Here is an 11,172-nt window from a genome sequence, read left to right as displayed (position 1 = left end):
ATCTTTAGCTCTTTAATCGTTACGATACTTATGAAGCTTCACTTACGTTCACCATACCACTAAGCCTAGCTCTCCAACCACATGATGCTTGTAGTTTATGCTCCTTTCACGATTGAGCATCTTCTTTTTCAAGAGGAGGTTCATTGTCCGCATCGCTTGGCACCAACCGGTTACCCGATTCGCACTGATGCATAGACTCAGATGGCAAAACATCTGGTTTAATAAGTTTTAGAACTCTTTTAGTTTCTTTCTGAAGGAATTCCTCTCCTTTTAAACAATATGACCGAAGACTTTCAGGTCGCACCATTTCAATAATTAGCTGGGTTCCAGCAGAATCAGTACAGAAAACATCAACAATACTTTGTTTTTTAGAGGCAATCTCAGCATCCATGATAGTGCTGAGAAATTCTATTTCTTCTATTTCATCTTTGCCAGCGAAGCCCAATATATCATTGAGAAAGTGAATGAGAATATCTTTATTTTTCTCAGTGCCAAATATTCTCTTGAACGCGAAATTGTTTTTTGGATCGAGAAATTTCGAAAAGGCCATAATTAAATACAATTAGGAGACGAATAATTATACACTATTTTTCGCAAATGTTCAACCTCTGATTACTCCTTATTCTTTGCCCTTCCTGCACGCTTACGTTCATTTGGATCAAGGAATTTCTTGCGTAAACGTATAGATTTTGGAGTTACTTCCACCAATTCATCATCATCTATATACGCTATCATATCCTCCAGTGTCATTATCTTTGGTGGAGTGAGCTTTATAGCTTCATCACTACCTGAAGCTCTTACGTTTGTTAATTGCTTACCCTTTAACACATTTATCTCCAAATCATTGTCACGGCTATGCTGGCCGACAACCATGCCACAATATACCTTATCCTGTGGCTTAATAAACATAATTCCCCTGTCTTGCAAATTGAAAATTGCATATGCCACAGCCTCACCCTTATCTGTAGAAATTAAAACTCCATTGCGCCTTCCAGAAATTGGACCTCTATGTGGAGCATAACTGTGAAATAAACGGTTAATTATGCCTGTGCCACGAGAATCAGTTAAAAACTCTCCTTGATAACCGATTAATCCTCTTGATGGCACTAAAAACGTTAATCTTGTCCTGCCATTACCAGAAGGTCTCATGTCAGTTACTTCACCTTTACGGAAGCTGAGTTTTTCCATGATGATTCCACTATATTCATCATCTACATCAATTACTACTTCCTCTATAGGTTCAAGTTTTTTACCGCCTTCTTCTTTAAATAACACGCGAGGGCGTGATACCGAAAGCTCAAAACCTTCTCTCCTCATATTTTCAATTAACACTCCAAGCTGTAACTCACCACGCCCACCTACTTCAAATGCTTCACCGCTTGGTGCCAAAGTCACAGTAATTGCAACATTTGTTTCTGCTTCCGCATATAAACGATCCTTTATAGCAGTTGAAGTAAGCTTTGTACCTTCTTGCCCAGCAAAAGGTGAATCATTAACGCTCAGAGTAATCGCCATTGTTGGCGGATCAACTGGAGTTGAGCTTACTGCAGTTGTAACTTCTGGTGCTGCTATAGTATCTGAAACCGAAGCTTCCTCAAGTCCTGCAATTGCAATTATGTCTCCCGCCACAGCTTGTTCTACTGGAATGCGTTTCAAGCCAGAAAATGAGAGCAACTTAGTTAATCTTCCTCGTTCAATTACTTTGCCATCGAGGTCAAGCACCTTAAGATCTGAATTGACTTTTGCAATGCCCTGATAAACCTTTCCTGTCAATATTCTGCCAAGAAACTTATCAGACTCAAGTAGAGTGACCAACATAGCAAAAGGTGCATTTTGATTATAAACAGAAGGTTTTATATAATCTATAACCGTTGAAAATAATGGGCTTAAATCTTTTCTTTCATCAGAAAGCTCCTTAGCACACCAGCCATTTCTACCTGAAGCATACAACACTGGAAAATCTAGCTGCTCGTTGGTTGCATCAAGGTTAAAAAATAACTCATATATTTCATTTAATACTTCATCAATTCTGCTATCTGGTCGGTCAACCTTATTGATTATCACAATTGGCTTCAAATTTGCTTTTAGTGCTTTTGAGAGCACAAATTTTGTTTGTGGCATGGGACCTTCTGCAGCGTCAACCAGCAGCAACACACCATCTGCCATGCACAATACCCTTTCCACTTCCCCACCAAAGTCCGCGTGCCCTGGCGTGTCAATAATATTGATCTTTTCATCGCCCCACATTATTGATGTACATTTTGCAAGTATTGTAATTCCGCGTTCACGCTCTTGATCACCACTATCCATCACTCGTTCTTGAACTTCTTGATTCTCGCGGAATGTGCCACTTTGTTTTAACATGTTATCAAGTAAAGTAGTTTTACCGTGGTCAACGTGTGCGATTATTGCTATATTTCGGATCGATTTAAATTCGTTCATTTTCTATCATTTCAAAATTAATTTAGTAATAAGTATACATAAAATACACTTGGAGTAAATAACTAAAGCTGTGTATAAATGCTGTGTTTCCAAGATATTATAGGATTACTTTGTTAAATATTCCCTACTCCCAGGTTTTGTTATGGGTAGTTGTTTTAATTCACTTGGAAGTTCTTCCTCGCTGTAGTTTTTGATGTTCAGTTCAATCAAAGATATGACAGGAAAAGGCAGTTTCGTTTCACTATTTCTCTTTATCAAAGAAGCTTCAGCAACAACTTTACCTCCTTCCCCTTCTGCACATTCCACTGCTTCAAGTGAAGATTTACCTGTGGTTATTACATCTTCAATGAGCAATATTTTCTCACCCTTTTTGATCTTAAATCCACGGCGTAATTCAAACTTACCATTAACGCGCTCGCAAAACATTGTCTTTATTCCAAGCTGCCTGCCAATCTCATAACCCACAATTATTCCACCAATTGCAGGAGATAATATTAAATCTATGGAGCTATTTAATTCTTTTTTTATTTTATCTGCTAATAATGCGCAAACTTTCATGGCTCTGCTTGGATTTTCAAAAATCTTCGCACACTGTATGTATGTGTCACTATGCAGCCCGGATGATAAAACAAAATGCCCATGCAAAATTGCTTCTGCTTCTTTAAATTCTTTTATTATTAGGTTATTTTCGTCTAATATCATTTTTTAAGTTTCACTATTACATTCTTTATTAATTATCTGAGTGATACAAACATCAGACCACACATTTATTGCAGTTTCAAACATATCGATGATTGTATAAATAGGCAAAATCAGTCCCATAATATGCAGAGGAACATTCATCGACATGAGATAACTGGTTGCCATAAAATAGCACCCCATCGGCACTCCAGCGTTACCAATTGCAGCCCCTGTAGCTAAAAAAATCCATATCAACATTTCGCTTAAGGAAAATACGTATCCGTTCATTTCTGCAACAAACATTACAGTGATTAGTATAAATGCAGCACATGCATTCATGTTAATTGTTGTGCATATTGGTAAAATAAAAGACGATAATTTCTTTGGCACCTTTAGCTTGTTCTGCACACATTCTATAGTTGTTGGCAATGTTGCACTGGATGATTTAGAAAAAAACGCAAGTGTGAGTGCTAGCATAACCCCTTTCAGCGTTTGAATTGGTGATATGCCTTTATACCACATAAATAGCGGTAAAATCAGAAATGCCTGCACAAAATTTGCAGACATTATGCAAACAAAATACCATAAAAGATTGTAGAACTCACTACCGCCTTTTAATTCATGCAAAAAACATGTAATAAAAGACCAAACAGCAAGCGGAATAAATTTTAATAACCCTTGAGCAATTTTAAGTAGCGTATCAAAAAGTGCAGAGAATACTTGATATAATATATCCTGCTTTTCTTTTGAAAGTGAAACAATAGCTCCACCCATCAAAAAAGCGATTAATATGCTACCAATCATATTATTTTCAAGAAAAACTTGCACAAAATTAGAAGGAATGAGTGATTTTAAATATGAAAAATAACTGTGGTTATTGCTGTTAATACTCCCTATTGTATTACTTATGAAATTTTTTCTTGCTGGATCTATTAACAAATAAAACGATAATGCAACAAACGCAGCTATAATAGTTGTAAGCAGAGTATAAAATAGTGTTTTCTTAACTAAGACTTTGATTTCAATTGAGTCTTTGAGCCCGGAAATTGTGGAAACTATGGATAAAAAAACCAGAGGTAAGCTTATTAATTTGAGCAAGCTGATAAAGATATCACTAAATAGCTTTGCTATTTCAAATATGATTTCATTGTTTAGGTAGTAAGCAACTATTGCAAGCAGTATAGAAAAAAGTATTGCAAACTTGTGCATTGAAAATAAAACTTCAAAGTAACATTATACAATAATTTTGCTGTTTTGGAATCAGATTGATAGACGAAATAACTTTACAGATTAGGGAAAGATAAGAGGATGTGTTTATTCGGAGACAGTGTAAGATTTCTTAATTTAAATTTAGGTGCACTTAGCCCATTCTGGTGATAACAAATTGGAATAGATAAGATATGATAACTAACTCTTCTGCGAGTATATAGTTTTGCCGGACACAACAGTACGTACTACGTGTCCTTTTACTTTGCGACCATCGAAAGGAGAATTCTTTGATTTACTAGCAAAGTTGTCAGTTTTAATTTCCCATTCATGATTGAGGTCAACTAAAATTAAGTCTGCAGCAAGGTTTTTTTGTATACGACCACGTGGTATGTGTATTATATCTGCAGGCTTATATGTCAATTTTGCAAGCACATCAAGTAGACCCATTTGCCCACTGTGATAGAGTTCAAGTGAAAGGGGCAGCATTGTTTCAAGACCAACAATACCAAATGCAGCATTTTCAAGTGGTAGATCTTTAGAACTACGATCATGCGGAGCGTGATCAGTTGCAATGCAATCAATCACACCTGTCTTTAAACCTTCAACCATAGCTAAACGATCTTCTTCAGTGCGAAGCGGCGGATTCATTTTTGCAATTGCTCCATGTTGTTTTACTATATCTTCAGTCAAAGTGAAGTGATGAGGGGTTACTTCGCACGTAACATTTAATCCCAAATCTTTTGCACGTTTAATAGCATCAAGTGAATCTTTTGAAGAGACATGTAGAATATGGTAGTGCACATTTTCCATATCCTTCATTAGCAGTATATCACGATTTACCATAACCGATTCTGACGCACTCAAGATCCCCTTTACTCCCAATTCTTCAGAAATTTTACCTTCGTTGATTGCGCCACCAGCAGATAAATTTAAATCTTCTGCATGTTGAGCAATAGGAACATTCAGCATACTTGAATAAAGCAGCGCCTGTCTCATAATCATTGGGTTCATAACTGGCATGCCATCATCGGTGAACCCAACCGCACCTGCTTCCTTTAAAAGTGCCATTTCAGTCAGGTGTTCTTCCGAAGTGGTGATTTTAGCGTAAAATTCAACGTTTACATGTGAAGTTTCAAGTGCTCTATATTTCAAATATTTAGCCAAAATAACGCTATCAATTGCTGGAACAGTGTTTGGCTGACAAACTACAGTTGTAACTCCCCCCGCAGCTGCAGATTTGCTGCCTGTATATATAGTTTCTTTATGTTCCTGGCCTGGTTCACGAAAATGTACGTGAATGTCAATAAGGCCTGGCATTAGAACAAGCCCTTTACAGTCTATTGTTTCATCAACTCCACTTGTTGAAAATAATGATTCACCAAAGTCAACAATTTTATCCCCTTCAGTCAATAATGAACCTTTTATATCAAGTTTAGTTTCCGGGTCGATAATACGAGCATTAGTATACGCAATTTTATAGCCTTCCTTTTGCCCTGTTTGCAACAAATCCCAAGTTTGAGTCATTATATTTGAGTATCGATTATAAAATAAATCTAAAGTTTTTTTAATAAAACACAACCAAATTAAAACACAGACTAAGAGCTGTCTTGAATTAAAGTGCTTTCATTACCCTAAAGATTTGGTTCTTATAACCTAGTTAGCTCAGTTTTAACGTTAATGTGTGAAGCTCTGAGTTCTGTTGAAGGATTTTCCAGCTGAATATCTAGCTCATTCTGTATGTTCGATAAACAAATTAAAGCTGAATCAAAAATTTCATCACACTGCTTTGCTTCATGTATATCATCAATTATTTCCTCGAATTCTTCCACATCATCCATTTCTTGCGGCGCACTTTTTAATATCGCTTTTATTTGGTTTAAGTTTTGACGAATTTTCTCCTGATATCCAACAATTCTCTCTTGATATATATCAATCATTTTTTGACATGCGTTGCCTCTAAATGGATGTTCTTTTTTCTCTTTTATGTAAGAACTTTGAAAGTCTTTACAGTTAAGGATTGCTTCTCTATGTTTTTTTATGTCATTAATTGCGCTGATTATCGACTTATCTATTTTCTTTAAATTTTCTTCCCGTTCTTCTCTTTTAATTATACTTTTGGATTCATTTTTTATCTGGTTCATTTTGTCATACAGGTTTCTGCATCCTTTGTAAGATGCCATTGGTTGTAACATTCCTTCTTTTACACCTTTATTGTAAAAATTCTTCAACTCATCACTTGATAGTATTGTTATAGCATCTTCCCTTTTACCTTGTGATTTGGGATACTTTTTATTCAATAAACTAACATGATTTAACAAGAAATCTCTAACTAGCCCTTCTTTTTTTACTTCGGATAATCTTTCTAGTGTTTCTATATATTTCAGAGTTTCCGCAAAGAGCTGTCCACCAGAGGGAGCAAATCCTTGAAGTGATTTACTCTGTGCTTTACAAAAATCGGTTTGTAAAAAATCTTCAGCTTGTTTTTTTATTACTGAAAGTTCATTAAAGGCTTTTTCTGGATTGATTTTTCTCAAAATACTAATAGCTTTTCTAATCGCTTTTTCTCTCTTTTTATTATCTTGCTTTTCATTTAATATGAGATGTTCAGTTTTGGTAAAAGCATTACCTTGATCACTCTTTGCAATGTTACAAACGATGTTTTTTACAACTTCTTCGGTTGCTGCATAATCTATTTCTTTTGCAAAGCAGTCAACAAATGATTGCCAAACTTTTTTATTAACAAGTTTACTTGTCTTATTTTCAAAATCTTCTATATCTTTGAATCCTAAAATAGTATAGAGATTTTTTTCGATTATTGGTTCGGCATGTTGTTTTGCCACTTTACCTTTTATATTGAATGGAAATTTACTAATCTTAGTTGTACCCACAATATTACCTCAATATTAACGCTATCTATAAAAGTATAAAGATTTAATATTTAATTTTTAATTAATACTAGCACAGCTAACTACGGGAGCATTATGCTAGCATCAATTAACACTTTCACTTCTAACTTGTCATCAGTAATATTGTTTATATAAAAACTATAATTTTTTATGCCTGAACTTGGGAATATATTGCTATTGCTAGCCTGCTTATTGTCTTTGACATATTTGTTTTTACCGCTTAGTTCTTGTCGGTTTATTACCACTGCCATATTTTTTTGTGTATCAGCGTCAATGGCTATTTTGATCTACTGCCACATTACAAATGATTTTTCACTTGAAAACGTATACTACCACTCACACACAACAAAACCTTTGATCTACAAGATTTGTGGTGTTTGGGGAAACAAAGAAGGGTCCATGTTGCTTTGGACCTTAGTGCTTGTCATGTATTTATTACTAATGGATATTTATATACCTTCTGTCATCCCAGTTTCCCCCTCTGTCATCCCAGTCTCTTCTTCTGTCATCCCAGTGCCCAGACACTGGGATCCAGACAATTTAATTGCAAATGAGTACATCAAATGGCAGTGTAATAAAAACTGGATTCCAGTGTCAAGCACTGGAATGACACCAGAACGAACTAATGGTAGTAAATTAAAAAAAATATCTCTTATCACTCATGGGCTGATTTGCTTTTGTTTTTTGCTGTTCACTTTAATTGAATCCAGCCCCTTCACTAAAATGCCAGGCATTGAAACAGATGGATTGGGTTTTAATCCGATATTGCAGGATATAGGCCTTGCTATTCATCCACCGATATTATATTTGGGGTACCTTGGATTTAGCGTTCCTTTTTCGCTCTCTATAGCTGGATTAATTTTAAATACTGAAGGAAATGTTTGGGCTAAAATTGTCAGGCCTTGGGTACTTATTTCTTGGTCGCTGCTCACTTTGGGCATCAGCTTGGGTAGCTGGTGGGCATATCGCGAACTTGGGTGGGGTGGATTTTGGTTTTGGGATCCAGTGGAAAACGTTTCTTTGATGCCGTGGCTAATTGCAGTAGCACTGACACATTTGTTGCTCGTGGTACGGAATTTCAATGTTTTAAGGAACTTTGCTATTTTACTTACGCTTACAACTTTTATATTGAGTGTGACTGGAACATTTCTAGTCCGCTCAGGAATACTTACCTCAGTGCACACGTTTGCAGATGACCCAAGATATGGACTATATATATTAGCTCTACTTGGTGTAATTACAGTCAGTAGCTTAGTAATATTTGTAGTATTTACGAGAAAAAATCACACGCCTGCGATGTCATTCCAATGCTTGACACTGGAATCCAGAAAGAAACTTGCTACTCAAGTGACAGAGGGTAGAAGATTCTTTTCACGCTTTACGATGATACTGATGAACAATTTATTATTCATCACTGCCTTTTTCATCGTGTTCGTTGGCACTTTATACCCTACAGTGCTTGAGTATTTAACCGGTGAATTAATTTCAGTTGGAGCACCATATTACAATTCTTTATTTAACTCTATTGCACTAGCTATTCTAGTGCTCACCATGATCGGGCAATACTGCAGTTGGCAGGGAAATAGTCTATTGCCAATATTCCGTGAATATAGATTTTCATTCTGCAGTGCTGCAGCTATTTTGCCGTTTATCTTTCACATGGAGCTAATAATTGTGCTATCAATTACTATCTCCATAGCATTATTAATCTTTGTTTTAGAAGCATACAGTAAAAGAATTCGTTTATTTAAGGTAGCATTTGGTGAATCAATTTTATTAGCAAGAAGAGTTTCTAAGTCCTACTATGCAATGATGCTTGCTCATGCTGGAGTGGCAATTCTAGTGCTTGGTATAGCTTATTCAGTTGGTTGGCAGGAGAAAAAAGAAAATTACTTAAAAATAGGGGATAGCATAACAGTCAATAAATTTAAAGTTACTTTACGCAATATTGAGCTAATAAAAGAAAAAAATTTCCATGCAGTGAGGGGTACAATGGATATCAGGAATTTGCTGAATAATAAGATATTAGGTGAAGTAACTCCTGAATATAGATTTTACCTTGCGGAAGGTCAGAAAAATGTTGAAAGCAGTATCTACCACAATTTGCTTTCTGATATTTATGTTGTAATTGGAGAGATTGATAAGAGTAAGAGCAAAATCGCAGCCAAAGTGCACTATAAACCTGGAATGTCTATAATCTGGCTTGGATCCTTTCTTATCGCTTTTGGTTCGCTCCTTGCTGCTTTTCCTTTTAGTGGACGAGCAAGGATTGTCTAGCTGTCGTGGATTTATTAACAACGCTCCTAGGTCCAGAGTGCAACGTATGAGAAATTACCGAGCTATAGATACTGATTTGCAAAGGTTAGAACCAAAGAAAGTTATATTTTTTTATTGACAGACCTATATATTACGATATTCACTAAGGGATTAGTGAGTAATGGTTATACAATATGAATGGTGGGGTATCAGGGAAGGAAAAAGTTATACGCACTCCTTTCGATTTTAAGGAGCCTTACAGCGATTGGCGTCAAATTTTTAAACGTCCTAATCAACAGTATAACCCTTCCAACTATGATTCGTCGAGCGAAATAAATGAACACGATATAGAAACTCAAAAGATTGAAGAAGGTGATGGCCATGATTCAGGTATTAGTTCCGATGATGAGGATGACCGGACAACTTATACAGCAGTACAATTAACTAATGATTCTCTTGATAGCGCCGGACAGATAAAACCTGTCAAACCAAAAAGAAACTTCCTAGCTGAGTGTATGGCAAATTTTATATATAATTTTGTAGAGAAGAGCTTTTTGCAGTTATAGCCGAACTATGCAATGGTGCCTTAAGTGCCCGTGGGATAGCGTGGCTTTGGAGGAACGGTCAAACCACTGATGGGGCCTTTTGGGCTACCTCGATTAGAAGAATGTATAACTCAACCGTCCCAAGCTTAAGCACTTCTCAACTATGGATTATTATATAATGGAGATTAAAAAATGGCAAAGGTCAAAAGTAAATTAGAGATAACAAATCCTAATGCAGCAGGAATCGATGTTGGCTCGGCTGTACATTATGTATGTGTACCCGAAGGAAGCGATGAACAACGTATACAAAAATTTAGCTGCTTTACGGAAGATCTCTATAACATAGCAAAATGGTTGAAAAAATGTAAAGTTAATACAGTAGCCATGGAGTCAACAGGAGTGTACTGGATTCCTTTGTTTCAAGTACTTGAATCACACGGATTTGAAGTAAAACTGGTAAACGCAAAACATGTTAAAAATGTACCTGGGAGAAAATCAGATGTGCAAGATTGTCAATGGATTCAACAACTACACAGTTACGGGTTACTCCAAGGGTCATTTAGGCCAGATGATCGAATGTGTGTATTGCGTAGTTATGTTCGGCAACGTAAAAATTTAATTGAAAATGCTTCTACACATACTTTGCGTATGCAAAAAGCGCTAACACAAATGAATATTCAACTACATAGAGTTATAAGCGATACAACTGGTGTAACTGGAATGCAAATTATTAAAGCAATAATAGATGGTGAGAGTAATCCTGAAAAATTGGCTGAACTAAGAGATGGACGAATAAAAAGTGATAAATCTGTTATTGCAAAAGCATTAGCAGGAAACTATAGGAAAGAACACCTATTTACATTAAAGCAAGAATTTGAGCTATATAATATTTATCAGGAAAAAGTAGCAGAATGTGACAGGAGCATTGAAGAATATTATAAAACATTTGAGACAAAGTCTGATGAGAGTAAAAAGTTAGGTGAAGAGAAAAATAAGTATAGAAAAAGTAAACCAAACTTTGCTTTGCATGAAGAATTATATCGAGTAACTGGCATAGATTTTACCAAAATTCCTGGATTGGATATACTAACTGTACAAACTATCATTTCGGAAGTTGGTGTGAACTATAATAA

General features: G+C 35.9%; 9 protein-coding genes and 1 pseudogene. 3 read left to right on the top strand and 7 right to left on the bottom strand.

Annotation, left to right across the window (positions count from 1 at the left end):
- Positions 1-304 precede the first annotated feature (304 nt).
- The 7 genes and pseudogenes from OZD62_RS06110 to OZD62_RS01985 form a co-directional block, all read right to left on the bottom strand.
- Positions 305-550, bottom strand: a pseudogene (locus OZD62_RS06110) (PD-(D/E)XK nuclease family transposase); the annotation flags it as partial.
- Between the two features lie 62 nt (positions 551-612).
- Complete coding sequence (typA, locus tag OZD62_RS02010; protein WP_010962447.1) at positions 613-2,442, bottom strand: translational GTPase TypA; 1,830 nt, start codon at positions 2,440-2,442, stop codon at positions 613-615.
- A 105-nt stretch (positions 2,443-2,547) separates the two neighbouring features.
- Positions 2,548-3,144 (bottom strand): orotate phosphoribosyltransferase, encoded by a 597-nt coding sequence (gene pyrE, locus OZD62_RS02005; protein ID WP_006279657.1) that lies wholly within the window; start codon positions 3,142-3,144, stop codon positions 2,548-2,550.
- A 3-nt stretch (positions 3,145-3,147) separates the two neighbouring features.
- Positions 3,148-4,332 (bottom strand): dicarboxylate/amino acid:cation symporter, encoded by a 1,185-nt coding sequence (locus OZD62_RS02000; RefSeq protein WP_275019326.1) that lies wholly within the window; start codon positions 4,330-4,332, stop codon positions 3,148-3,150.
- A gap of 198 nt (positions 4,333-4,530) precedes the next feature.
- A complete protein-coding gene (locus OZD62_RS01995) occupies positions 4,531-5,856 on the bottom strand; it encodes a dihydroorotase (RefSeq protein ID WP_022626228.1) in 1,326 nt (441 codons plus the stop codon).
- A 122-nt stretch (positions 5,857-5,978) separates the two neighbouring features.
- Positions 5,979-7,220: a hypothetical protein gene (locus OZD62_RS01990; RefSeq protein ID WP_095742638.1), complete on the bottom strand. Its 1,242-nt coding sequence runs from the start codon at positions 7,218-7,220 to the stop codon at positions 5,979-5,981.
- A gap of 80 nt (positions 7,221-7,300) precedes the next feature.
- The gene (locus tag OZD62_RS01985; protein ID WP_022626229.1) at positions 7,301-7,489 is read right to left on the bottom strand and encodes a hypothetical protein; all 189 of its coding nucleotides are present in this window, start codon (positions 7,487-7,489) and stop codon (positions 7,301-7,303) included.
- Here OZD62_RS01985 and OZD62_RS01980 point away from each other — a divergent pair.
- The 3 genes from OZD62_RS01980 to OZD62_RS01970 form a co-directional block, all read left to right on the top strand.
- The gene (locus OZD62_RS01980) at positions 7,410-9,515 is read left to right on the top strand and encodes a cytochrome c-type biogenesis CcmF C-terminal domain-containing protein (protein ID WP_458694557.1); all 2,106 of its coding nucleotides are present in this window, start codon (positions 7,410-7,412) and stop codon (positions 9,513-9,515) included. The genes OZD62_RS01985 and OZD62_RS01980 overlap by 80 nt on opposite strands.
- 173 nt (positions 9,516-9,688) lie before the next feature.
- Positions 9,689-10,060 carry a hypothetical protein gene (locus OZD62_RS01975; protein WP_274999338.1) on the top strand — a complete coding sequence of 124 codons (372 nt, stop codon included), beginning with the start codon at positions 9,689-9,691 and terminating at the stop codon, positions 10,058-10,060.
- A gap of 171 nt (positions 10,061-10,231) precedes the next feature.
- Positions 10,232-11,172 (top strand): IS110 family RNA-guided transposase (locus OZD62_RS01970; RefSeq protein WP_275019325.1); only part of this gene is annotated, 941 nt, incomplete at its 3' end.

It is taken from the genome of Wolbachia endosymbiont of Drosophila seguyi, from assembly GCF_028981765.1.
GTDB classification, from domain to species: Bacteria; Pseudomonadota; Alphaproteobacteria; order Rickettsiales; family Anaplasmataceae; genus Wolbachia; species Wolbachia pipientis.
This window is presented reverse-complemented; position numbering and strand designations above follow the sequence as displayed.

Bases quoted from the DNA above. Each gene is read 5' to 3' on its own strand.
- OZD62_RS01975 (WP_274999338.1), top strand. From the start codon at position 9,689: ATGAATGGTGGGGTATCAGGGAAGGAAAAAGTTATACGCACTCCTTTC.
- OZD62_RS01985 (WP_022626229.1), bottom strand. From the start codon at position 7,489: ATGGCAGTGGTAATAAACCGACAAGAACTAAGCGGTAAAAACAAATAT.
- typA (WP_010962447.1), bottom strand. From the start codon at position 2,442: ATGAACGAATTTAAATCGATCCGAAATATAGCAATAATCGCACACGTT.
- pyrE (WP_006279657.1), bottom strand. From the start codon at position 3,144: ATGATATTAGACGAAAATAACCTAATAATAAAAGAATTTAAAGAAGCA.
- OZD62_RS01995 (WP_022626228.1), bottom strand. From the start codon at position 5,856: ATGACTCAAACTTGGGATTTGTTGCAAACAGGGCAAAAGGAAGGCTAT.
- OZD62_RS02000 (WP_275019326.1), bottom strand. From the start codon at position 4,332: ATGCACAAGTTTGCAATACTTTTTTCTATACTGCTTGCAATAGTTGCT.